Source organism: Alteromonas macleodii, from assembly GCF_903772925.1.
GTDB classification, from domain to species: domain Bacteria; phylum Pseudomonadota; class Gammaproteobacteria; order Enterobacterales; family Alteromonadaceae; genus Alteromonas; species Alteromonas macleodii_A.
Genome location: NZ_LR812090.1, coordinates 3184782 through 3210604, shown reverse-complemented (window position 1 = coordinate 3210604; position 25823 = coordinate 3184782). Strand labels below are relative to the sequence as shown.

General features: G+C 40.7%; 19 protein-coding genes. 4 read left to right on the top strand and 15 right to left on the bottom strand.

Translation table 11 applies throughout. The features are described 5' to 3' along the window. Positions 1-33: 33 nt before the first annotated feature. From PCAR9_RS13880 to PCAR9_RS13830, 11 genes are all read right to left on the bottom strand, one after another. Positions 34-1077 (bottom strand): acyltransferase family protein, encoded by a 1044-nt coding sequence (locus tag PCAR9_RS13880; RefSeq protein WP_179984101.1) that lies wholly within the window; start codon positions 1075-1077, stop codon positions 34-36. Positions 1078-1331: 254 nt separating this feature from the next. Continuing rightward, the gene (locus PCAR9_RS13875) at positions 1332-2447 is read right to left on the bottom strand and encodes a glycosyltransferase (protein ID WP_179984100.1); all 1116 of its coding nucleotides are present in this window, start codon (positions 2445-2447) and stop codon (positions 1332-1334) included. Then, positions 2447-3490, bottom strand: a complete 1044-nt coding sequence (locus PCAR9_RS13870) for a glycosyltransferase family 4 protein (protein WP_179984099.1) — start codon at positions 3488-3490, stop codon at positions 2447-2449. The genes PCAR9_RS13875 and PCAR9_RS13870 overlap by 1 nt, the downstream gene beginning before the upstream one ends. A 1-nt stretch (position 3491) precedes the next feature. Continuing rightward, positions 3492-4472: a polysaccharide deacetylase family protein gene (locus PCAR9_RS13865; RefSeq protein ID WP_179984098.1), complete on the bottom strand. Its 981-nt coding sequence runs from the start codon at positions 4470-4472 to the stop codon at positions 3492-3494. 1 nt (position 4473) lies between these two features. Then, a complete protein-coding gene (locus PCAR9_RS13860) occupies positions 4474-5637 on the bottom strand; it encodes a hypothetical protein (RefSeq protein ID WP_179984097.1) in 1164 nt (387 codons plus the stop codon). After that, positions 5634-6806, bottom strand: a complete 1173-nt coding sequence (locus PCAR9_RS13855) for a glycosyltransferase family 2 protein (RefSeq protein WP_179984096.1) — start codon at positions 6804-6806, stop codon at positions 5634-5636. Before PCAR9_RS13855 ends, PCAR9_RS13860 begins: the two co-directional genes overlap by 4 nt. Before the next feature lie 5 nt (positions 6807-6811). After that, positions 6812-7267 (bottom strand): serine O-acetyltransferase, encoded by a 456-nt coding sequence (locus PCAR9_RS13850; protein WP_232091208.1) that lies wholly within the window; start codon positions 7265-7267, stop codon positions 6812-6814. Positions 7268-7617: 350 nt separating this feature from the next. Further along, positions 7618-10299, bottom strand: a complete 2682-nt coding sequence (locus PCAR9_RS13845; RefSeq protein WP_179984094.1) for a tetratricopeptide repeat protein — start codon at positions 10297-10299, stop codon at positions 7618-7620. Between the two features lie 697 nt (positions 10300-10996). Further along, positions 10997-11875, bottom strand: coding sequence for a hypothetical protein (locus PCAR9_RS13840; RefSeq protein WP_179984093.1), 879 nt, complete (start codon positions 11873-11875; stop codon positions 10997-10999). Between the two features lie 136 nt (positions 11876-12011). Beyond that, complete coding sequence (locus tag PCAR9_RS13835; RefSeq protein WP_179984092.1) at positions 12012-12869, bottom strand: ThiF family adenylyltransferase; 858 nt, start codon at positions 12867-12869, stop codon at positions 12012-12014. Between the two features lie 3 nt (positions 12870-12872). Beyond that, a complete protein-coding gene (locus PCAR9_RS13830; protein WP_232091207.1) occupies positions 12873-13718 on the bottom strand; it encodes a PEP-CTERM/exosortase system-associated acyltransferase in 846 nt (281 codons plus the stop codon). Between the two features lie 257 nt (positions 13719-13975). On the opposite strand from PCAR9_RS13830, the gene PCAR9_RS13825 reads away from it, so the two are divergent. Both PCAR9_RS13825 and PCAR9_RS13820 read left to right on the top strand, forming a co-directional pair. Then, a complete protein-coding gene (locus tag PCAR9_RS13825; RefSeq protein WP_179984090.1) occupies positions 13976-14755 on the top strand; it encodes a S1 family peptidase in 780 nt (259 codons plus the stop codon). Positions 14756-14990: 235 nt separating this feature from the next. After that, positions 14991-16007 (top strand): NAD-dependent epimerase, encoded by a 1017-nt coding sequence (locus PCAR9_RS13820; RefSeq protein WP_179984089.1) that lies wholly within the window; start codon positions 14991-14993, stop codon positions 16005-16007. A 33-nt stretch (positions 16008-16040) separates the two neighbouring features. Here PCAR9_RS13820 and PCAR9_RS13815 read toward each other — a convergent pair whose 3' ends face one another. From PCAR9_RS13815 to PCAR9_RS13800, 4 genes are all read right to left on the bottom strand, one after another. Then, positions 16041-16925: a patatin-like phospholipase family protein gene (locus PCAR9_RS13815; RefSeq protein ID WP_179984088.1), complete on the bottom strand. Its 885-nt coding sequence runs from the start codon at positions 16923-16925 to the stop codon at positions 16041-16043. Positions 16926-17297: 372 nt separating this feature from the next. Further along, positions 17298-19493, bottom strand: a complete 2196-nt coding sequence (locus tag PCAR9_RS13810) for a malate synthase G (protein WP_179984087.1) — start codon at positions 19491-19493, stop codon at positions 17298-17300. Positions 19494-19591: 98 nt separating this feature from the next. Further along, on the bottom strand, positions 19592-20536 hold the full coding sequence (locus tag PCAR9_RS13805) for a LysR family transcriptional regulator (RefSeq protein WP_136782222.1): 945 nt from the start codon (positions 20534-20536) through the stop codon (positions 19592-19594). 282 nt (positions 20537-20818) lie between these two features. After that, on the bottom strand, positions 20819-22414 hold the full coding sequence (locus PCAR9_RS13800; RefSeq protein ID WP_179984086.1) for an isocitrate lyase: 1596 nt from the start codon (positions 22412-22414) through the stop codon (positions 20819-20821). 649 nt (positions 22415-23063) lie between these two features. On the opposite strand from PCAR9_RS13800, the gene PCAR9_RS13795 reads away from it, so the two are divergent. Then, entirely contained in the window at positions 23064-24023 is a 960-nt protein-coding gene (locus PCAR9_RS13795; RefSeq protein WP_179984085.1) for a chemotaxis protein CheV, read from the top strand. Positions 24024-24246: 223 nt separating this feature from the next. Next, positions 24247-25725: an alkaline phosphatase gene (locus PCAR9_RS13790; RefSeq protein ID WP_179984084.1), complete on the top strand. Its 1479-nt coding sequence runs from the start codon at positions 24247-24249 to the stop codon at positions 25723-25725. Positions 25726-25823: the final 98 nt, after the last annotated feature.

Below are 25823 nucleotides of genomic sequence, written 5' to 3'. Positions count from 1 at the left end.
CTTGATAGAATAACAATCGATACCTAGTTAGAGTTAAACTTTTGCCCAGTGCTTATTAATCCATAGCCTGAGAGGGTGTTCTATGTATTTGAAAGAAACAAGCCCAGCAAGGAATGCAATGGGCAGAACAATAAAACCGATATATGGTGAGTAACCACCAAATTTTACGAAAGTAAAATAGAATGGCTGTTGCCAAAGGTATAAAGAGAAAGAAAGAATACCAATTTTCTTAAGATAAGGATTTGTTAAAAGTAGTTGAACGAAGTGGGGTGTTTTTTCTAAATGATTTACGGTAAATGCTAAAAGAATGGGTGGAAAAAACGCTTTAGCATACCACGGAACGTCGTCTGAATAGCAATAAGCAGCTAAAGCAAAAGTCATAATTGGCATGAAGGAGGGAACAAAAGCGTTGAGTTTGCTTTTTATTAAAAAGTATCCAGCAGAGAAAAATATGAAGCTAGCAACTACTTCTGACCTGATATCGTAATTAAATTCAATTGAGTTCGCATTCTGTACATAGATTAATTTTGCGGCGAAAGTGGCAATACCTAGACAGAAAAGTGGGATGTACTCCCGTCCTTTAAATACATAGAATAAGCTTATAATACTAAGAACCACGTAGCAATGCTCTTCAATGTTTAGAGACCAAATATGACCGATAGGCAAACCTGTATGCAAGATGTCCGGTGAAATAGGAATATAACTTCTCAAAAAAAAGAGGGTATGAAGATAGTTTGTTGTTTCTGGTGACCTTAAAACAGCAAAACCGTACAAGTAAACAGCGCTCACATAAATAAAAAATACAGGAAATACTCTACTAATTCGTTTTTTATAAAAAATTCCCAGAGGAACTCTTTTTAAAAAAAGGATGTTGCTCATTAGAAGGCCTGATAACACAAAAAATATATCAACGCCTAAACGTCCAAGGTCAATTGCTTTTAAAAATGGAAAAAAATGAGAAAGCAAGACGAAAATTATTGCTATACCTCTCCAGCCATCCAATATTTCGACATTACCAGAAATCTGTGAAGTATCTGATGTATATGGAAATAGTTTCTTCAATATTTGCAGCTTCAATTTTTTCTTTCCCTTAAGGATGCAAGCAAAACAGTATCTAAAAGTAGACTCCTCAAGCAGTTTCGCTCTTTCTCAATCGGAGTGCTTCGTGCGTCAAACTGCTAACAACACCTTTATTCTTTCTCTATAGCACAATGAGCTATCACGTACCTGCCGAGTACAAAGAACAATATGACGCGATCTCTTGGATTAGTTCGAAATATATTGACATGCCTTTATTCATAGCTTAGCGCCCATATTTTAGTTTTAACACCTTACAACAGTGTTATAATCTCTTTAGCTGAATTCTGCCATGTATAATTTGAAACTGACGCGTTAATCCTTCGAGAATCCCATGGGCTATCTGCTATATTATTAATTGCCTTTGCAACTGCATCTGCACTTTGCGCCTCTATTAATATGCCTCCAACGTCTGGAGTTAGTACTTCAGCTATACCACCTACGTCAGTAGCGATAACCGGTGTCCCTGTTGCTAAGGCTTCCATAATAACATTAGGAACGCCTTCTCTATAACTTGGTAATATGAGGGCGTCTGAGTTGTGAAGCTCGTCCACAAGCGATTGGTGAGGTATGGCACCGAGTAGTGTCACCGCGTGTTCGAGAGACTTAGCGCTTATCAACTTTTGAAGGGCGTCTTTACTGCCGCCTTCTCCTGCAATACGCAAAGTCATCATTTGTCCATTGAGCATCGCTTTTTCAAAACCTTCAATAAGCTCAAATACCCCCTTTGTAGGAATAAGAGAACCAACGAACAGAAGACGCTGCGTTTCGCTGGAAAACGGTGTGGTCTCTCTGAGCGTAAATACGTCAAAATCGACTCCATTATAGATAACGTGAGGGGTTATCTCTGGTACGTGTTTTTTTACCACTTTGGCGAGTGCTTTACTTTTTGTCGTCACCGCAGTGCTCTTTTTAAACGCCCAGCGCATCTGTTTTTTGTGCAAAGGCTGCTGCATCAGTGCATTAACATCACTGCCTAAGCATTCAATGATGAGTTTGTATTTAAAAACGGTTTTACCCAGTGCTGCGACGACAGCTTCAGCATAAGCCCAGCTAGCTATTACATTTTCACTCTTAGCTAACCAAACCAAAGGTTTTACACAAATAATAAGTGAGAACAACAAGAAGAGAGGGTGTAAAGAGGTGAGAACTTTGGGAATATAAAAAAACGGAAATAAACAAAAGCCTTCAGGACTTCTGTGACCGTTAATTACAACCTGCTTGAAATAGGTAAACCAAGGAACAGGCATCAGAACTTTAACATCGGCATGTGCTTTCAGGTGCCTAATTTCCTCAAAGTTGTATGTTGCTCTAGCTGGTTGCCATGGAAGAGGATGTAGGTTAGTGAAGAAAAGAATAGATTTTTTCATTATCGATATGCTGCTTCATAAATCGAGGATACATCATTAATTGCGTAATTCTGATTAACAAATTCATATGCGCACAGCCCAACGTGTCTCAAGCTGTCTCGATTATGTATTTGCGAAAGTAGCAGTGTATACCAACACTCAATATCATCAACATTGTAAATAAACCCATTTTCCCCATGTTGAATAAGGCGAGGAATTTGACCGACGGAAGTAGATATCGCAGGAATGCCTCGTGCCATAGCTTCTAGCAAAGACATAGGTAATCCTTCAGTGGTTGAGTTAATTAATAGAATATCCTGACGCTCATAAATGGCATCTTCGTCTAACACTTCACCGTGCAGTGTTACGCAATCGTGTAATGCGTATTTCGTGATGAGATGCTCTATAGCACTTCGCTCAGGCCCGTCCCCAAAAACATTTAACTTTGCAAACTGTCTAAGCTCATACCGAGCGAAGGCTTCTACCAATTGTCCAATGTTTTTAAGTGGCACAAGTCGACACACAGTACATAAATTTAAGATTGGCTGTTCTGCGATATTTTGGGGTATAGGGGGGCAATAAACACCATTACTGATGACGATAACGTCTTGTGGCTTCCACTTATAACGCTTGTAAATACCATCTTTAATACTTTCAGAAACACCAAACACTTTGTCGATGTAAAGCTGTGCTAGTTTATGAGAACCCTTCACAAATCCAATAGGGGGCTCAACTTCGCCATGGATCGTATAAATCACTTTTTTAAAGAGTAGAATGGGGAAAATAGGTGCGAAGGCTTTAATCACCGCCGGAGAGTGAATATGAACTGTGGAAAAGCCGGCTAAATAACGTGATGCCTTTACAAGGCGCGTGATAATATTTCCTTTGATATTGATAACCTCAACGCCGAGTGATTCTATGTCACGTTGAAATGCATCGCTTTTATCACCAAACGATAGAACTTTGACATCGAGGCCTTTTTGACTTTGTACCTTAACTAAGTTCTTAACACATTTTTCCGCACCACCAACTTTCAAACTGCTTACGCAGTGTAAAATACGCATCCTAATACCTCTTTGCGTAACTAAACATGCGCTTTATATCTGCGGCAGACATGTCAGGAGCGATGGGGAATCGATGGAGATCATATGGGTTAGTACTTGGGATTGTATTTATACCAGGTTGAAAATTAAATGCGAGTTCGTAACCGGTATCTTTTAGCCCTTCTATTACCCTTTTATCATAGGTCGCCTTACTCCCTACAGGATAAGAAAAAGCTGAAATATCGCACCCTAAATTGCTTTCAAGCAAAGCTTTTGAGTGACTTAACTCATAAAATAACTCATCTTCTGAGAGCTTAGTTAATATATCGTGATTGTGTGAATGAGCACCGAGCTCCATTCCAGATTCGACTAACGTATTTAAATGATGCCAATCCATAAATTCTGCACGAGGGTAGCCGTCTTGATGATGCAACGTTTGTTCAAGCTGACTAATCTGTTTTTGGGCGGGTAATTTACAGTTTTTGACAGCTTGTAGTACGGCTCGAATAAAACGTTCCTGGCAATTTTCAAAAATTACCTCATTTCGCCACGCATCAAGATGCACTCTATTAGGCTTGTGACGCTTAATAAGGTAGGCCACTTTGTCCCACCAGGGGACATGACGGCTTCCTACTAGACCCGTTGCAATGAAAAAAGTGGCTGACACATTGTGATTACTGAGCACGGGTAAGGCATTGCTAAAATTATCAATATAACCGTCATCAAATGTTAAGCACAATAGCTTAGATTTTGGCTTCTCATTGTTCGTTAACAACTCGGTCAATGCCTTGAGACTAATAATATCAAAATTTTGTTTAAAAAATTTTATATGAGCATCAAGCTCTTCAGTAGTACACGAATATACACACGGATCAAATTCTGTATCTTTACGATTACCTATCCGATGAAAGTTTACGCTGTAAAGGCCGTTAGGAGCTGTGCGCCACGACAAACCATCTAGGCCTAGTATGCGCCCTGCTTTCATTTTTATTTTTGACAACATGTTACGCTAGCTTTTTAAACGCTGGGGGGGCAAGCACATAATCTCGGAAACGGTTCGGGTTGCCTTCTTCCCCAGCTTCAGCTGCTTTTATGATGTTATACATTTCTCTAGCAGAAACGTAATGTAGTGCGTAATTCTTTCCATCGTTATATTTAGAGGTTAAATGTCGATGCATTTCCTTTACAGGCTCGCCAAGTAATGTGTCCATATCGCCATCCTGAGCTCCGTGGGTGTGTACTTTTATAAATATCCATTCAGGTTTTCCTTCGACATGAATAGCTTGATCGACCCACAAATCAACACGATTGGGTGTCGGAGGAAAAGTTTTTCTAACATCTGAGTTTTCGATTTGAGGGAAAATTCCTTTCTTTCGCACTTTCCAATTTAAACCCAAAATTCCTTGAATAAGCAGTAGGTCACCCCAAGCCTTGCCACCTTTTACGATAGGTCGTCCGGTTTCATACGACTTCGGTTTCTCAGGATCGTCTTTCGCATAGTAAATGGTATTTAACATAGCGGGTTGTGATTCATCGGGGGATGGAAACGTGAAATCGGCGTAACACCCGGTTTCTCGAAGTACAATAAGCTCATCGTTTACACCGCACCACTTTCCTTCAGGGTGAGAGTTATCTAACACCCAGTTTCCATGTATAAAGGCGTAAACGGGTTTGCCTGTCTCCGGGTCAACGCTTAATGCATTATGTTCTTCGTGAAGGCACTGGGCAAAGCCAGAAAGGGTTTTTCTTAAGTTATCGCTAGTATCATCTTCGTGATGTAGGTGTATTTCTATCTCGCCAAAACCCTTAGCGCATAAATCGGAAATTTTATCTAAATGTTCTTTTCGATACTCCTCTTCGGGAAAGAAAAAACTATGCTTTGGATGATTTCCGTCTGCATCAAGAAATTGTGAGGCCATTTTAGGGTAATCAACCATCCAACGGTCCACACGTTGCCGCTCCAATTCAATGTTATCTTTATTTTTCCACTGAGGCTCATAGTGGTCTACGAAGCAAAACATGACATGCTGCGTACCACTTACAGTAGGCTTTTGTGTAAACTGGCTTTTCGTGTAATTCCAAAGCCAACTCTGCATTTTCTTTTTCTTTACAATGGCAAAGAATGCTACTGAGAGTAATACTAAAAGTGCTAGTGTAAGCGCGATCATCTAGATGTCCTTTGCCATGTCGCTGATAGGTTAGAGGATAGAAACTTAATGTAACCTCTGAAAAGGGATATATTCATTGATACAAAAAATGTTATTAGGCTAATAATATTTCCAACTATTGGAACGTCTTTGAATATTCTCAATTCACCTAGCATCCATAGTGAATAAAACGCTAGCTGTCCAAATAACATTACCGTATATAAGTAATTAGTGTGCCACAAGAGTACAATGTTGAGAAGCAAGGTAACTATCATTAAATGAGGAACAAACCAGCGAATTACCTTATGGCTTAAATAAGAAAACCAGCGCCACTTATAGCGTGGATTAAGCAACCAAGTTAAGCGGGACAATGATTGATAATTACCTGCGCCTATGCGAATGCGTCGGCCTGCTTCTTCCTTCAAGGTCGGGGCGATCTCTTCTGTCGCCAACGCCTGTTTATTATAGATAATTTGATATTTTCTTTTGGCTACGTTCATCACAATGCAGAAATCATCTATTATTGTGTTGTCCGGCAATGGTTCGTAAAGCGAAGTTCTAATCGCGTAAATCCCACCGTTAGCGCCAAGGAGAGCATCAATTTTAGATTCGTGTTTTTTCAAAAATTGCTCATATTTCCAATAAATGCCATCTTTATTGTCGCCTGAAAAAGCATCCACAAGGTTAAGTTCACCACATACGGCACCAACTTTCTCACTTTCAAAAGGTGTAACCAAGTTTAGAACAGCATCACTTGCAAACATGGTATTGGCGTCAGAGAATACGGTTATGTCACTTTCAACACGCTCAAGCAAATCATTAAGTACATTGATTTTTCCTCGGTTTTCTTCAAAACAAAAAACGCAAAGACGTGGATCGCGAAAACTGCTAATTATACTGTCGGTTTTGTCTGAGCTACCGTCTGAAGCAATGAGAAATTGTATTTTTTCATAGGGGTAATCAAGAGCTAACAGGTTCTCTATGCGCTCACCTATACAGCTTTCTTCATTATACGCGGATATCACGACTGACACCGAAGGTAATTCATTACCCCCAGTAATCACGTTTTTCTTAACTTGCTCGCGTTTAGAAAATGCTCTGCTGAAAGAATATAGTACAACCGGATATAATAAGTAGCTGTAAAGAATGAGGGAGATGGCCAACCAAAATAAGAATTCTATGTACTTCATGAGATTTATCTAGCTTTTGCTGGTATTCCCAAAGCTGTTGTATTTGAAGGGACATCCTTCACTACCACAGCATTAGCGCCAACTTTCACGTTACTTCCTATGTTAATGCCACCAAATGCCTTGGCTCCAGCTCCAAAAAAAATGTCGTCGTTGAGTATCGGCGATTTGCCTTTTTCGTCTCCAATCACCACACCACTTTCGAGAGTGATGTTTTTGCCACCAATAACTTTTGAATTAATGACAACCCCAATAGGGTGCATAATCACAAAACCTTCATCGAATTTGGCATTAACGCCTATTACGCACCCATTATAAACACGGTTTATATGAGAAAGTATTAGTGCAAGAGGGGATAGCAGTCTTATTTGCGCACATCGGTATGCTAAACGATACAGTATGTTTGCACTAGTGCCATCTGTAAAAATGATTCTCAGCGTCGATATCTCAGCGCCATCATTCATGTATATTTGCTTCTTTCTCGCAAAGTCTGTTCTTATTAATTTAAATATCGATGGCATATTAATGAAGCCTAACTTTCCCAGTTTACATTTAATAGTGAAGAAGGTTATAAGCTAAATACTCTTGTTATTAAGTTACCAAGTCTTCTAGAACTTATCCAAAGCAGCGTATAAGCATCTTAAAGAACAGCAAACTACTCAAAACATATGCTTTTAGCAAGCCAATAGTGAACGCTTATTTCAATGGAACATTCTTTGTACATTTAATTTCATTGCTTTGTTAAAAAGAATGCTCTTTGTATTTAGCTCGATACTAACTTCAGTATACCTGCATGTTGTTCGCCTTTTAGTTACTAGTGGTATTCAGAAAGCTCTTTCTCGTAAATGCTTTTGGCTGAAGACTGTTTTCTATTTACAGGTGTTAATTTACGCAATAAAGCTTTAGCACTTTCCTTGTCATTAGAGGCTATAAGAGTTTTGACTAGCAGTATTCCTGAATTGAACTTATCTTCTGTGTTCTGGTAAAGGTACGTGGCTAGATCTAAGGCTTCTTCGTATTTATTTAGTTTAAGTTTTATAGTAATTGCAGTGTCGATAACGTTGATATCATTTCGGTTCAACTCAATCGCTTTATTGATATATTCATCGGCACTCTTTAAATCGCCGCGTATCTGTAAGAGCCAAGATATATTATTATACACGTTAATATTAGCTAAGTTGTCTTCTATCATAGATTTATAGAACATGATGGCTTGGTCAGGAGCTTCCATAAAAAGCCATTCTGCATAACGAATTTTGAAATTTACATCTCTTGGATATCGAGTGATATGCGTTTTAGCTAACCTTTCAACGTTTCTCTTGTCGCTCAAGGCCATATACGCCTTGAGCAGGAGAACTCCGTTTTCCGTAGACTGGTCTTCATCGTAAATAGTCTCAAAGGATTCAGCTGCCTCGAACCATTTTGAGTTAGATGCAGCTATAAAGCCCTTGGCTTTGACTACGTGATAATTATCAGTATCGTTCGGGGTTGAACGTATTACTCTCTGCGCTTCTTGTAATTTATTGTCCCGTACCAGAAAGTAAGCTTTCCAGCCTACTAATTTTATTGGGGAGCTTTTTAAAGATTCATCTGTCACTTCGTCAAGCAAACTTAACCCCTTTTTCCACTCTTTTTGTCTTTCATAAAAGTTCAAAGAGAAGAAAACATATTCGTCACCTATCCCGTTTTTGTTCTTCCAAATCTCCAATAGGTTGTCTACTTCCGCATACTTAGATTCGCGTTCTAACAATGCGGATTTGAAAATGAAAAAGCGATTAGGCAAATTTGTCTGTACATCGACTTCATCAAGAAATTTTAAAGCCGTTGTGTGGTCGCCTTTTTTTAAATAGACAAATGCAATATCTGTTAAAAGGTTGGCATCGGGCTCAGTGAAGCTGGTATTAAGGTCTATCAGCCAGTCAAGGTTTTCTTCTAAAGTACCTGATAGGTTCGAAGCTCTTATCAAACCCGCAGTGGCATTTTGATTGTATTTAATAGATAAAACGCGTTTGAATTGTTCTATAGAATCCTCATAATTACCATTCGCCAAATTATCAGCAGCAATGAAAGTATTGGCTCTGATATTGTTTTTATCTATATCCAAAATGTGCTGAAACACTTCCTTAGCGTTTGATTTTTGTCCTACCTTCAATAAAGTTGCGGCTTTTAGAGATAACAGTCTGATATCTTCTGGCTCTTTAAGAAGCCAGTGTTCAATAACTTCCAAAGCGGTATTGCTATCTTCTCCAGCGATAAAAGTACTGATATAAAGTTGTCTTTCTTCTAAAGACTCGGTAGCTTTAATTTTTTCTAAGTCATTTTCTGAAAATGAGTTTGTTCCTTTCGCAGCAAGGATTAAATTGACCATTTGTCTAATATTCGGTTCGTTTAAACTTAAACTAGAAATTTTGTTTATCAATGAATTAGCATCTCTGGACTTACCTTCTAGCTCTAGCTGGTCAGCTATTTTCAAGCCGAGCAGAGCGCTAAACTCGTTGTTTTGGAGCTCAAAGTTGGTAGCATCTGCTATTCCTAGTTCTAGTTCAGTGGCTATTATATAGGTATAAACATCACTACTATTGCGAACTTTTGACTTGATTTTTGAAAAGTTTTCATAGGCTCGCTCGTAGTTTTTTAAGTAATAGTGTGCTATTCCCGCTATAATTCTTACATCCGCATTGTTTAAACCGGCGTTTATAGATAAGTTTGCATATTTTGCTGCTTGCTCGAAATCTTGTTTATCCAAGAAGTACGCGGCTTTCGTGAGATTGGCGATAGCATTGTCAGCATTGCTTTTCAAAATAATTTCGGCATAACTATTTGCATCATCAAGCTTATTTTGCTTGTAACTTGAAATCATTGCATAAAACTTGGGGCGGAAGTCAGACTTTCTAATGACAATCATTTTTTCAGAAATTATTTGAGCAAGTTCGTAGTCTTCATCTTTCAGTAACTGCCTCACTAACTGATAGGCTAAGAAGTAATTTTTTTGGTTAACCGAAACGTCATTCAATAACTCAAAAGCATTTCGATTCTGCTTTTCAAAAATAAGCGAAGACAGTAATTTATCATTTAAAGAGTTAGTCTCGTTAACTTCTGTTAGTACTAGAATATCTTGGGCTGTCTTAGGAAGATAAGTAAAGTTTTTATTAAGTCTCTCTAGTAAGACAATATTTTCTGTTAAAAAAAGCGTTTCCGCATAACTGTTGTAAAACTCTGAGCTAAAGTCGGAATTGTTATTTAGTTCTTCCGCTCTTAAAAATTCTTTTTCCGCACTATCATAGCGGCCGTCTCGCAAATGTGTTTCTGCTAAAAGCTTCCTGAGGTATACATTATCGGGAGAGTTTTGAAGCTTATGCTTGATCACGACAGAAGCGCGGTTAATTTCATCATTTTCTATGAGTTGCTCTATCTCCGCGATGCTTAAATCTGTACCTTTATTGCTACACGCTATTATAAAAACTGGTAGTAGCGTAATAAGAATAATTTTTTTCATAAAATAGATTGCCAAGTTTCCTTTATAGTATTTAATGTAACTAAGTCACTAACAAAAAGAAACATCAAAAGGTATGCTGTACTTTTTCAAGTAAGAAAACACTCTGTTTATACTGTTTTAGTTATGGTTTCAATAGGTTCTAACCTTTAAATTAATAGCTCGCTATTTATATTGAAGCCTCGAAGTTGCACTAATTTAGCAACAATAAATTTCGTGACGTAATATTACTTCAACTTTTACTCGTTTAAACTATATGAATACACGTGATATGATGGGACCTAAAACGACAGGGTTAGCCAGATACTGACCGCTTTTTCATTGCTAATATGCAACAATAGCTCACCCACATCAATATAAGTAATAATTATATTCTCTGAGTGTAGTGTTTTACGGAGATGTTATGGGAGTAAAGCTGTTAGTACTCCTCCAACCTTATTGAAGCTCAAAACTTAGTCCCATTTTATAAGAACCAACCTGTGCCTCGTATTTTCTGATTGAGCTCTTTTCAAAAAATTGCCATGGGATGAGATTTTAATTGATGATCTTAACTGCTTTAGAGTTTTTAATCATTTTCAACGAAAGTGTCGAGACCTTGAAAATATTTGCATTAGCTAAGCTAACATAGTAACTCAGCATAAAAATTTACACGAAAGAAAAAAGCCACTCATACGAGTGGCTTTTGGATGTATAGAAATGATTACTTTTTAGTAAAACGTCTGCTAAAGCCTAAGCCTAGCAAACATAAACCCATAAGAGCTGCATTCGTAGGAGAAGAAGCTGTTACATAAAGGTTAGATGAATCAACAGTAGTTTCACGTGTAAGCCACTGCGAGTCGGCAGTAACTGGAATACCGTATTGATCGATTATGTCTTGTTGGAAAACAGATACAGTGTAACCAGGTTCAACAACAGGGGCTTGCGTAGCATCTAGTATCTTAAGTGTAGCGAACGCACCTAAGCCATAGTCATCAGAATTAGGAGAATTTAGTAGATCTCCCAACCCAGTCATTCCATCAAAAGATTGTACAGTATTAATCAAATTTGTGGCAGAAACTGGCTCACCAAAAACTGTAAAGTTCAGGCCTTGATTAATGTTATAAGCTGACGATGTAACTTCTATAGAGAGAACCTCACCAACTTGTGTTCCACCATTTGTGTAAGAAAAGTTGATGTAACCATCAATAAATCCAGCAGCTAGTTGGTCACCGTCCGCCTCGTCAAAAATGTTATTGTTGTTTGCATCAGACGCAAGAGCTGTAAATCCAAAAAGTTCATACTCGAAGCGAAGGCCCCAAGTGTCATTGAACGAATCGTCACTCAATGGAAAAGCAAGTGGGCTTAGGCCACCTATTGTACCACTACCCGAATCGAATACATAAGAACCGTTACCGATTACACCACTACCGTCCAAATCTAGGTAAGCAGATGTAGGATTAAAGGTGTTAAATACAAAAGAAGTAAAGATGTCTGATGTAGTGCCATCATTTTCGTAATCTACGAATAACGGATCTGCAGAAACTGATACTACGCTTCCTGCTAAAGCTAATCCTGCGAGTGTTTTTGTAAGCTTGTTCATATCGCCTCCGTTGAACAATTCTATTTAAGACGATTACGTTAAGCTTAAAACATGCCACTATATTATCATATTGATATCTAAGGGAAATAATATACTTTGGATTAACCCTAAGACAATTCTGTAAAGAAATTTGACACTATTTCGATAATACTAGTTTCTTTGCAACTTTTAACTTCAGCTTCTGTATAAAACTTTTGTTACCCTTTCGTAGGTAAGTTACTTTAAATTTGTTCCGATACGCATCAAAGTGCATTCCCTTTGGTGCAGTAAGGACATCACCTCTTTTAAGTAGCAGTTTAAGTGCGTTTGTAGCGGCTACACCGGCACAAAGCTTAACCGCCATCGGCGTAGATGGGCCGCGTTTTTCATTGAAATTTGCCGCTTCTGGGACTACTAGATATTTTCTCTGTAACATTTTAGGAGATAGCCCGACTAAAAACTTCAAGCACTTATTTTCATCATCATCATCTTTCTGGATATCAAAATAATCAGAGAAAGACATACTAGAATCTGTAAAGCAAAGTACAGAAGTTCCCATTCCTAAGGGCGCTGCTGTAATCGCGGGTATACCTTGTAGACGACAATGGTTGAATACTTGTTCTCTGATATCAATAACGAAAAAGTCAAGGCTATCTATGTATATGTCTACATCAGCGAGGAATTCAGAAATGTTTGTCGAATTTATTCCTTCAGGAAAAACTTTTATCGAACAGTTAGGGTTAATATCTTTTAACACTCTTTCTAAAACAGAGATTTTAGGCATTTCCAATGTGGAAAGAAAAGCTCCAGCTTGGCGATTTAAGTTATGGACTTCAAAAATATCAAAATCTGAAATGGAGAATTTCTCGATTCCCAGTCTTGCTAAAGTTACAGCGTGTTCAAAGCCTACTCCGCCAGCACCTGCGATAGCAACACGCTTGGCTCTGATGCTCTGCTGTTCATCTGCAGTCAACCATCCAATATTTCTAGAGAAAGCTTTAGTATAGTCAAACATAACTTAGACTAATCCTTTTGGGTACTTACCAACCGTTTCTTGGATATCATTTAACATCACTCTAAAACTAGGTCTGAGGTTATGGAATAGCAATGTAGGGTTGATATAAAACGGCGCTCTTTTACCGTGATAATTTACAACAGGCCCAATTTGTTCAAATTGGATTCCGATGAACCGCATGCTGCGAGCTAGCCTGGGCTCCATCATAACGTAGGTATGCTTGATATCATTATGAATTACTAGAGCTGCAGCAGAAAAGTATAAGCCTATAGCTATGAATGGAAAACAGCGTAGTTCGTTTTCTGAGTATGTGTGCTCGTTGATAACACCGATGGCAGCTCCAGAGAACTTATCCATCTGACGTTTTCGAAATTCTAGTGGAACTGCCAGGCGGGATATTTCACAAATATCTTGTCTTGCAAAATTACGTGGATTTAGCGTTTCATGAGTAATGGAGTCTAAACAAAATTTCTCTATCGGGAGAAGTTGCTCGTCTGATTGAGGCCTTACTAGCCGCACTGTGCCCGCATAGTGGCCTGATCTCCTATGCTTTATTAAACAAGGGCTGGAAAACGTATCGAATTCATCTTTTTCAAATTTATCGCTTCGAAGCGGTTCGAATCCTAGTTCTTCACAATATACCTTGTGTCGTATAGTATAACTTTCATCTCGAACTGAGTCAGATTGCGCAACCACCGGCTCTAGAAAGTCTGAGAAGTGTTTAGAGATAAATTTAGCTTCTTGAAGTTTCTCTAATCCGCCAAGTGCTTTTCCTAGTTTACTGTCTCGGCCGACGATAGACTTCACGCGCGCTATTATTGTTTTATTAGCCACTAAACTTCGATCCACAAAAATCATCCTTCAAGAGAGTTTAGCAAATATTTTTCATAAATTACTTAATCCTTTTATACTATTTTTCTTAGTAATTGATAATTTGTGTTTGTTTAGCATTCGTATTTTTGCTTGTATCATCGTAAATAGGCAGTGATCTATGTAACACAGGCGTGAAAATACCTGTTTTGTATGAAAAAACGTAATTTATTTAAGACATTTCGGTAGCCATATATAAATGACGTTTTTTCTAAATATCTATAAGCGGAAATAATATGAAAATTTTCTACATCACAGCTTTACTAATGCTCACTATTTTCAGTGCAGGGCTTAAAGCACAATCCAATCAAAGTAATGACTTTGTTGACACGGTCAAAATGGTTTCAGAAGGTACAGTAGCAATTGCTATCGATGCGCCAATCAAACATTCGTCTCCACGAGTTCTAGGAACTGGTTTCGTTGTAACGAATGGGCACTTCGCGATAACTAATTATCATGTGGTATCAGAAGATCTAGATCCAATTATAGTTGAACATTATGTCGTTCTAAGCGGGGTGGGGAGTGTTGTTAAAAAAATAAGAGCGGAAGTCGTTCAAATAGATCCCAAACATGACTTGGCTCTATTGAAATTGAGTTCTCCATTAAAGCCCTTAGAGCTTGGGAGCAAAGAATTACTACTACCTGGAACTGAAATAGCGCTTACAGGTTTTCCAATCGGTGCTGTTTTAGGGCTATACCCAGCTACCCATAGGGGGTACATTTCAGCTATAACCCCAGATGCAATCCCTGCATCAAACAGTGACCAGTTAAATTTGGTAATGATGAAGCGCCTTCAAAATGTTAGTCTAATTTATCAACTAGACGCTATAGCATATCCTGGTAACAGTGGTAGCCCATTATATAACCCAGAAACGGGTGAGGTTATTGGAGTGATAAATAAGGTTTTAGTTAAAGATGCTAAGGAAAGTGCTTTGGCATCGCCGACGGGAATTTCTTATGCTATTCCTGTAAAATTTGTTATTAAGTTAATTGGGAAATATGGTGAAGAAAGTTAATATTGGGTTTGTGAAGTCATATATGGCCTAATACTTGCCTCGTTTGTGTGAGGTTATAGAAATTTTAAAGTAGCTTCTATGGCGGTTAATTAACTTAATAAAAAACGCGTTATTGCTTAGATGACCAATTATAAGCTTAAAGCTTACCCTTTCAGAACCCAATGACAATTTTACATCAGTTAGGACGTGACGGATGTACCTCAAAATTACTGAACAATACCCAAGGGATTAATAAATGAAAATCTTAGTCACCGGAGCAGCTGGTTTTATTGGCGCAGCTGTATCGCAATACCTTATCAATCGTGGTGACCAAGTTGTCGGGATTGACAACATAAACGATTATTACGATGTAAATCTAAAGCACGCCCGCTTAGATGAAATTAAATCATCACCTGCTGCAGAACTGTTTTCATTCGTTGAAATAGGGGTAGAAGAGCGCGATAAGATGGCAACGCTTTTTGAAGAACATAAGTTCGACAGGGTAGTGCACTTAGCAGCGCAAGCAGGCGTGCGTTATTCTCTTGAAAACCCTAACGCTTACGTCGACTCGAATATTGTCGGTTTTGTGAATATCTTAGAAGGGTGTCGTCATAATAAAGTTGAGCATTTGGTGTATGCATCATCTAGCTCGGTCTACGGCGCTAATGAAACTATGCCGTTTTCAGAGCAGCATAACGTCGATCACCAAGTTAGTTTGTATGCCGCTTCTAAAAAAGCGAACGAGCTAATGGCGCACACTTATAGCCACCTTTATAACTTGCCTACAACAGGGCTGCGCTTTTTCACCGTTTACGGTCCTTGGGGTCGTCCAGATATGGCGCTGTTCAAGTTCACAAAAGCTATTTTGGAAGGTGAAACAATTCAGGTTTACAACTACGGTAACCACCGTCGTGATTTTACCTATATTGATGATATCGTTGAGGGCGTAATTCGCTCACTGGATAATGTGGCCAAGCCTAACGAAAGTTGGGACGGCGGCAATCCAGACCCTAGCACCAGTAAGGCGCCTTATAAGGTGTATAACATTGGTGCGCAAACGCCTGTTCACCTTTTGAAGTTCATTGAAACGCTGGAAAGTGCACTGGGTATTGAGGCTAAGAAAGAGCTGCTTCCTATGCAGCCGGGCGATGTGCCTGACACCTATGCTGATGTGTCGTCACTGGTTGAAGATACTGGGTACCAACCGTCTACCGATGTCGAAACAGGCGTAAAAGCGTTTGTTGATTGGTATCGTGACTTTTACAAGGTGTAAGACCTAGAGCGTTAAGCGTTATCTAAAAAGCAGTTAAATTGCACTGTTTCTCATAAATCCCGCACACTTTTTGGGCAAAAATTCTTTTGTGGTTGAATAACCAAGCTCAAAAAGTGTGTTTTTAATTTCAGGCGTAAGCGAAAAGTCCACCGCAGATATCTCACCGGTATTTACCACCACCGTATTGTGCCAATACTTGGCATTGACGTACTCCCTAGATATTGCTGTCATAAATGTACGAATGAGCATGCTGACGTATTGGGGTAATTGAAGAAGGTTCTTTTTAATAGCTTTACGTTTTTGATTGGTGCTTTGTAGCCTGAAGCACACGGATGGTGTGCCATCACCTCGCCAGTCTTCAAACAGCGCATCCTCAGACAATATTGCCCCATCTACTAATAAGTGCTCTTTAAAGGGCTTAAATGAAAAGATAAGCGGAATCGACATAGAGTACCGCACCGCTTCTGATACTTTCATATCAGGGGAAGTGTGCTTATTAAATAGAACTGGCCCGCCGCCGTTCACGTCGGTAGCGAGTATATGCAGGTCAAGGGGGAGGTCTGCAAACACTGCGCCCTCTAGCTGTTCGTCAATCCATCGTTGAAATACGTCGCCAGACGACAGCCCACCTTCTCGAAGTAACCTTATCAGCGAAAACTCAGTGAATTGCTTGAAATCGGTAACTAGTGCTAGCTCTCGCATTTGCTCGACAGTGTACCCTTTGGCATAAAGGGACGCGATAATTGAGCCGCCAGATACACCTACCAAGGTATCGAAGCCAACATTCATATCGTGCAGCGCTTTTATGATGCCGATATGGGCGCTTAAGCGCGTGCCTCCACCAGAAAAGATTGGAACTATTTGTGTTACGTTCGCATGTAAAAGTTTATTCGGTATCGCCGCCGAGGCTATTTGCATGTGCATACTCCAAACTAGGGAGGCGTCGCGAACAAAGTTTTTAATTAAGCGGTAAAACGAAACGCAGTGCCTCACAGTAAAAGCGTAGTTTAATGGCGCACTATCAGTAAAGCTTGAAAAGGAAGAAGAGCGATATCTTTAGTCTAAGGTGTTGCGTTATTGCTACATAATGCGATGCTCAGTACTTTTACCAGTGAGTTCAACTGGCAGATCACAAAGTACAAATGATTGGACATCATGGGAACGATACATAAAAAGGCTCACTTAGAGATTAACAAAAGTGAGCCTAGTTTTTATAAGGTTGAGTTTCTAACGTGCTTTACGGTCGAGGTTATAAACTTGAGGGTTCAACCAATAAATACACATTTGAAATTAACTCGCAGCAAGCTTCGCTTTCATCTCGCGGCGACGTGCGTGCAGCAAAGGCTCGGTGTAACCACTAGGTTGTTCTTTACCTTTGAAGATAAGGTCGCTTGCAGCCAAGAAGCCGATTGAGCTGTCTAAATCAGGTGCCATTGGAATATATTCAGGGTCCCCTGCATTTTGCTCATCTACTAGCACTGCCATTCGTGCGAGCGATTCTTTAACCTGGTCGACACTCACAATGCCGTGCTCTAACCAGTTCGCGATATGCTGCGATGAAATACGCAAGGTCGCGCGGTCTTCCATCAAGCCTACATCGTTGATATCAGGAACCTTCGAGCAGCCAACACCTTGGTGTACCCAGCGTACTACGTAGCCCAAGATACCCTGAACATTGTTGTCGATTTCACGTTTAATGCTCTCGCGAGTCAGCACAGAGGCATCTTCTAGCAATGGAATGGTAAGTATGTCAGCAAGGCCATCAAAGTTTTCATCTAGTGACTTCTGAACGTCAAACACATTTACATCATGGTAATGAAGGGCGTGCAGTGTTGCTGCAGTGGGTGAGGGTACCCACGCAGTATTAGCGCCAGCTTTAGGGTGGCCTATTTTGGCGGTCATCATATTTTGCATTTCATCAGGAATTGGCCACATGCCTTTACCAATTTGTGCTTTGCCAGAAAGACCACAACGAAGGCCTACGGCTACGTTCGCGGTTTCATAAGCTTTAATCCATGCCATCGACTTAAGGGCAGCTTTTTCTGCAAAAGGCCCTGCTAGCATCGAGGTATGAATTTCATCGCCAGTTCTGTCTAAGAAACCGGTATTGATGAATACAACCCGTGAAGTGGCTTCAGCAATACACGCTTGAAGGTTAATACTCGTGCGGCGCTCTTCATCCATTATACCCATCTTAAGGGTGTTGGCTGGAACACCGATAATTGTTTCGATAGCACCAAATAATGCGTTAGAGAATGCAACTTCTTCAGGCCCATGCATTTTAGGTTTAACAATATAAATACTGCCTTCACGGCTGTTTTTAAATTTACTGTTGCCTAATAGATCATGCTTTGCGATAAGTGAGGTGACTAAACCGTCCATAATGCCCTCTGGCACTTCTTCGCCATCAAAGAGCATCGCATTGTTAGTCATAAGATGACCTACGTTTCTAACAAACATAAGGCTTCGACCAGAAAGCACTAGCTCGCCGCTTTTTAACTCGTCTTGTGAAGCGTGTTTAGATGGCTGATAGTATCTATCGTCATGCATAGCGCGAACAAGTTGCTTGCCGCCCTTTGTCATTTCAATACTTAGGGTGCCTTTCATCAAGCCTAGCCAGTTGCTGTACACTAAAGTTTTGTCTTCTGCATCAACGGCGGCAACGGAATCTTCGCAATCCATAATAGTAGTCAGGGCCGCTTCAACCAATACGTCTTTAACGTTTGCAGCATCGCTCTCGCCAATAGGGTGAGTCGGGTCTAGTTGTATTTCAAAATGCAGGCCGTTGTGGGCAAAAAGCAAGCTTGACGGAGCGCTTATGTCACCTTGGTATCCTTGCCACTGTTCGGTATTCGCAAGTGTAGTCTCATCGCCGTCGGCAAGGGTAATTGCTAGTTTGCCCGATTCGATTTTGTATTTAGTGACTTCTGCGTGGCTGCCTTTCGCGAGCGGAATCATGCTATCTAAGTAGTCTTTCGCTTTTGCAACTACTTTGGCTCCGCGCACGGGGTTATAACTTTTTCCTGGCTCTGCGCCTCCGTCATTATTAATTACGTCAGTGCCGTATAATGCGTCGTAAAGGCTTCCCCAACGGGCGTTTACCGCGTTAAGCGCATAGCGAGCGTTATTGATTGGCACTACTAACTGTGGGCCAGCCATAGTTGCAATTTCAGCGTCTACATTTTGTGTTTGTGCGCTTACTTGCGATGGTTGCTCCACAAGGTAACCAATGCTTTTTAGAAAGTCGGTATATTCATTTCCATTTACAGGGTTACCAGCTTTGTGGTAGTCGTCGATAGAGCGCTGAAGCTGTTCGCGCTTTTCTAGTAACGCGCGATTTTGAGGGATGAATTTTTCGAAGAGGGTTTCTGCACCTTGCCAAAAGGTGTCTTTATCTACGCCTGTGCCAGGAAGTGCCTGTTCATTAATAAAGTTATCGAGTTGTTCGGCAACCTGTAGTCGGCCTCTAGTAATATATCCTTGCATAACTACCTCTATACATTTGTCTGTTAACCCAGTGTAGTGCGTATAGAGATAGTTTTTTAATTTATGGTTTGTATTTTTGCCATATATTTTGTGAATGTTTAGCCCGCGTTCATTTCGCTAGCTACATCACTGATCAAGCGGCGCAACCAAATATGACCTGCGTCGTGATGAAGTAGGGCACTCCACGCCATTTTTAGTGCAATAGGTGGTATGTCAAAAGGCGGCTCTTTAATTACTACGTCTGGGTCGTGCTTAAACAAACGGGCTGCTTTGCTCGGCAAAGTAGCAATAAGTTTCTGCTTTTTCGCAATTTGCAAGGCCGCGTGGTAATGGCGAGTAAAAACACGGATAGCACGTTGTTTTCCTATCTTGGTCAGTTCAGCATCAACCCACCCCAACTTTTGAACTTCATTCGGGTCAATACCAACGCCAACACCAAAGCCTGTTTTACTTACCCATATATGCTGAGCATTTAAGTAGCCTTCAAGATTGCATTTTTCCACTAGCGGGTGATCTGCGCTCATCACGCAGCTAAAAGTGTCGTACCAAATAACTTTTTGGTGAAACGACAGCGGCAGTTCGTCGAAGCGGTTAATTGCCATATCCACTTTACCTTGCTCTACATCGTGAAACGTCACGTCACTAGGCGTAATAAGGTCAAGGGTAATATTAGGCGCTAGCTCGGCCAGCCTCCCAACAAGTTCAAGTAACAAGGTACTTTCTGCATAGTCACTAGTCATAATGCGAAAAGTTCTGTCGCTGGTTAACGGGTCGAAATCAGTTTCTGGCTGAATAGAGCTTTCTAATCGACTAAGTACATCGCGAATAATAGGCTGCAGCTCGAGTGCACGCTTAGTAGGTGTCATTCCATCGCTGGTTCGTACTAAAAGCGGATCTTTAAACAGATCGCGAAGGCGTTTCAAGCCGTTACTCATTGCTGGCTGAGTAATGCTTAGCTGGTTTGCAGCTTTGGTTACACTTCCTTCGCGCAACAGCACATCTAAATAAACTAATAAATTCAGGTCGACCTTCGCTATATTCATTATTCTAATGCTCTTATTAAACCTTATTGAACAAGCCTATTATAAAGCTTTTTTATTTGATTGTCAGATAAGCGTTTAGTCTTAAATTTGTTACGGAATTATTTGTAACTTATTGAAATTAATTAAATATGTGACTTGGTAATGGGGCGGGGGAAAATATGGCTTCTTTTATTTTTACTAAAAAGCATAAATGAAATGAATAGCGTGCAGAAAAAAGGGCACCCGAAGGTGCCCTGTAGGAAAGGTTGGGATGCTTTCCGTTTAACTCATTGCCTGTTCGCGTTATACGTCGAACTGGTTCATGGTGTTATCTTCACCAGACGCTTTAAGTGCACCTTCACCAGAGAAGTACTCTTTATGCGTATCACCTAAGTCAGAACCTGCCATTGCCTGGTGCTTAACGCATGCTAGGCCTTGGCGAATTTCTTGACGCTGCACACCGCGTACATAAGCAAGCATACCTTCTTCACCGAAGTAGCCTTTTGCAAGGTTGTCTGTAGACAGGGCCGCAGTGTGATAAGTCGGTAGCGTGATAAGGTGGTGGAAGATGCCTGCTTCACGCGCTGCATCAGCTTGGAAGCTCTTAATCTTCTCGTCCGCCGCTGCTGCAAGTTCGCTGTCGTCATAGTCAGCAGACATAAGTTTCGCGCGGTCATAACCAGAAACGTCTTTACCTTCTTCTGTCCAAGCATCGAATACTTGCTGACGGAAGTTAAGCGTCCAGTTGAATGATGGAGAGTTGTTGTAAACTAGCTTTGCGTTTGGAACTTGCTCGCGAATAGCGTTAACCATTTCAGCAATTTGACCAACGTGCGGCTTTTCAGTCTCAATCCAAAGTAGATCAGCGCCGTGTTTAAGTGACGTTACACAGTCAAGTACTACACGGTCGAAACCAGTGTTGTCTTTAAAGCGGAACAAGCCGTTTGGTAAGCGCTCAGGTTTAACAAGTTTGCCACCTTGTTTAAGAACTAGGTCACCTTCAGTTAGGTCGTCTGCGCCTGCAACTTCAGTTGTTTTAAGGAATGCATTGTACTGAGCAGCTAGGTCTCCTTCTGAAGTAGAAACAGGGATCTTTTGAGTAAGGCCAGCACCTAGTGAGTCGGTACGAGCGACGATTACACCTTCATCAACACCTAGCTCAAGGAATGCATAGCGTACTGCGTTGATCTTAGCTAGGAAGTCTTCATGAGGCACGGTTACTTTACCGTCTTGGTGACCACATTGCTTCGCATCAGATACCTGGTTTTCGATTTGGATACAGCATGCACCCGCTTCAATCATCTGCTTTGCAAGTAGGTACGTTGCTTCTTCGTTACCAAAGCCCGCGTCGATATCCGCGATAATTGGAACTACGTGAGTTTCGTAGTTGTCGATTTCAGCTTGAACAGCAGCAACATCGCCGCCATTTTTCTTCGCGTCGTCTAGTTTATTGAAAAGGTCACCCAATTCACGAGCGTCAGCTTGGCGAAGGAAAGTGTAAAGCTCTTCGATAAGCGCAGACACTGACGTTTTTTCGTGCATTGATTGGTCAGGAAGAGGACCAAACTCAGAGCGAAGTGCTGCTACCATCCAACCTGAAAGGTATAGATAGCTTTTATTCGTTGTGCCCTGGTGCTTTTTAACTGAAAGCATTTTCTGTTGACCTACGAAGCCATGCCAGCAGCCTAGAGACTGTGTGTACTGAGACGAATCTGCGTCGTATTCAGCCATGTCTTTGCGCATGATACTTGCTGTGTAGCGAGCAATGTCTAAACCTGTTTTGAAACGGTTTTGAACCTTCATACGTGCAGCGAATTCTGGGTTTATACCTTCCCAAGCTCCGTTTTGTGCTGCCTTTAATGTGGCGAAGTTATCAATGTCTTGTTGATATTGCGACATGAGCGTCTCTCCCGACTATAATTAAAATTCTTAACGTTGTTTGTGTTCACGCTGTAGGGCGTTCCCGTTGATTCCATTTCATCCTAGTGCCGTAGTTCGAATAATAGAAATATATATTTTGCATTGCGGTCATTTATTCTGTGAATGTTTAATGGGGTCGTTGTGCCGTCGAAATTCTAAAAATTTAGAAAACGCTTATTGAGTTTTTTATGAAATGAGACGTGCGAGCCTAGTCGTTTACCGCTAAAAAATTGAAAAAAGCTTAAGAGAGCTGTGCGCGAAAGTAATTAGAAGAGGCACACTTGAGGTTGTTCGCCTATATTTAAGCTACCTTTTGTTGATAGTGATGCCTTGCGAGCGCATTTAGCTGAACCCTGCGCGCTTTCACGTACTTACGTAAAGTGGTTAGGGTAAGGCGCAAACGCTAGCAAATAAAAGCTTACAAAACGTGAGGTTGCTGCAAAGAGTGTTTTACTGTTAAAGCATTAATTATGTTGCTTTTTTCAGCTGTCTATTAGCTAAAAGGGTAATAGCTTTGTAAAGATGGTCGGGGTAACTTTAGCGATAAGTTATTGTAGCTAGGCTAAATTGATATAACGGTATTGATTCGGCTATAGGTCTTTGATTGTAAATTGAAAAAGTGGGCGTTATGAGTAACAGTGTATTGTCGTCGGTTGATCAGAGAACCAAGCTTGTAGGGGAAAACAGGCTTGAGCTTTTGATGTTTCAGCTTGGAACCCGCCACATCTTTGCCATGAACGTCTTTAAAATTAAAGAGGTTATTAACGTTCCCAAACTCAACATTATGCCTGGGTCCCACAACAACCTTAAAGGTGTAATGAACTACCGCGGTAGCTCTATTCCAATTATAGACTTGCGTCAGGCAATAAAAATGCGCGGTGCAGCCACTGAAGCTACGGCTAAAAACGTAATTATCACTGAATACAATAGAAGTGTGCAGGGCTTTATTATTGGCGAAGTTAAAAACATCGTAAATACTTCTTGGGGGACCATACAGCCGCCCCCAAGCGGCATTGGTAAGTCTAACTATTTAACCGCCATAACTCAGGTGAATGTTGAGGGTAAACAAGAGCTGGTTGAGATAATTGATGTCGAAAAAGTGCTCGCGGAAATCATCGATTACGATACATCCATCTCCGAAGAAGTGTTAGATCAAGGTATCGTTAATCACTTTTTAGGTAAGAAAGTGTTGATAGTTGATGATTCCAGCACGGCAAGAAAACAAATTAAAGATACCTTGGAGCAGCTTGGTATCAGCATTATTGAGCGAAAGAACGGCGCAGAAGCCTTGGCGCTACTAAAACAGTGGGCAGATGATGGTAAAAACCCTACCGATGAAATCCTGCTTATGTTCACTGATGCAGAAATGCCGGAAATGGACGGTTATCGGCTTACCTCAGAAGTGCGTAACGACCCGCGTATGAGCAACCTGTTTATCGCATTAAATACCTCATTAAGTGGCAGTTTCAACGATGCTATGGTTGAAAAAGTAGGTTGTAATAGATTTATCTCTAAATTTCAGCCCGATATGCTTGTAGACGTGGCGCAGCAGCGCATGCGTGAATACCTTGCTGCACAAAGCAAATAGATTTCCTTTCTTAAAAAAACTTCAATTAGACGAGGTGACTAAAATGGTCATCTCACCACAAGCTTATTTTATCCAAAAGCTTTGAGCATATTGTCTGCCTGATTTACACTATTACCTTTTATCGCTTTATTAATACTAATGAATCATTCGCGATAATATCGATTTTGCAGTAACTGCGGCTAATAACGTCAGCAGGTATCTTTACTTACTCAGGGAAGTTTAAATGATTAAACAATTTGTTCGCACATCATTGCTAAGTTGTGCGTCTATTGCTGTTCTTGCAAGCTGTGGTATCACTGAATCTAAGACTGAATCAGCAAACGTAAACAGTAGTCAAATCAAAGGCGTGCCGAAAAATATCATTATGGTTGTTGCCGACGGCATGGGGCCTGCCTACACAACCGCTTACCGTAATTATGTAGATGATCCGTCAACACCGGAAGTAGAGACGGTTGTATTTGACGATATTTTGGTGGGTAACGCCTCGACTTACCCCGCTCGTGTATCGGGTTATGTCACCGACTCAGCCGCTGCTGCAACAGCACTTGCTACCGGCGTGAAGTCATACAATGGTGCAATAGGTGTAGATGTTAATAAGCAGCCGGTAAACTCGGTGATGTACCATGCTAAGAGCAAAGGTATGCGAACTGGTTTGGCGGTTACATCTCAAATTGTTCACGCAACACCAGCATCATACATTGCGCACAACGAAAGCCGTAAGAACTACAACGAAATTGCTGAAGATTTCTTTGATGTGCGCGCAAACGGCGAGTTCGTTGCAGATGTAATGTTAGGTGGTGGCACTTCTTACTTTGAACGTGAAGACAGAGATATTTTGGCGCAGTTCATTGATGAGGGCTACGAATATGCCGATTCATATAACCGCTTGGCGTCGGTGCCAGCAGGAAGTAATGTACTAGGTCTGTTTGCTCCTGTGGCACTGCCTGCAGTACTTGATGATAAGCGTAAAAACCGTCTTAAGTATTTAACTCAACATGCTATCAAGCACTTAGAAAACGACAACGGCTTTTTCCTTTTAGTTGAAGCGAGCCAGGTAGATTGGGCAGGGCATGCGAATGATATCGCTTCTGCCATGGCTGAAATGCACGACCTGGCGTTAACCATGGAGTATCTGCGCGACTATGTAAAAGCTAACCCGGATACACTGGTTGTATTAACTGCTGACCATAGCACCGGCGGTTTAACAATTGGCGCAAATGGTGATTATCGCTGGAGCCCTGAACACCTTAAGTCAATGACAGCCTCAGTAATGACGATAGCGCTTAATATGGCTAATGAAGAAAATCCTGGTGAGTATGTTGCGCAGAAGCTTGGGCTTTCCTTAAGCGAAGAAGAGTTAGCCACGTTAAATAGTGTATCGAATCAAGATGATGAAACGCGCTTTATGGCGGTGAAAACCTTCCTAGATTCAAAAACAAATACAGGGTGGACTACAGGCGGCCATACTGGTGTAGATGTTGAAGTGTTTGCTTTTGGCGCTGGCTATCAGTCGTTTATGGGGCAAATTGACAATACCGATATTGCTAAAACCATTTTCAGTTTTATTGATAAAAAACAGCCTATGAAAATCGATAATGACGCAAATGAAGTATCAAGAAAGGTGACCACCAACATTGAGCTTACGTCAGACGAAGATGATGACGGCTTATGTGATTTCAAAGAAGACTGGCGCTGTAACTAAACGTCGGGTAAACGGGCGAGCTAAGGCTTTTGTAGCAAATGCATTATTGAAGCAACACATAGCCAATAGAACTTAACTAAAATGGAAGCGCCAGCGTT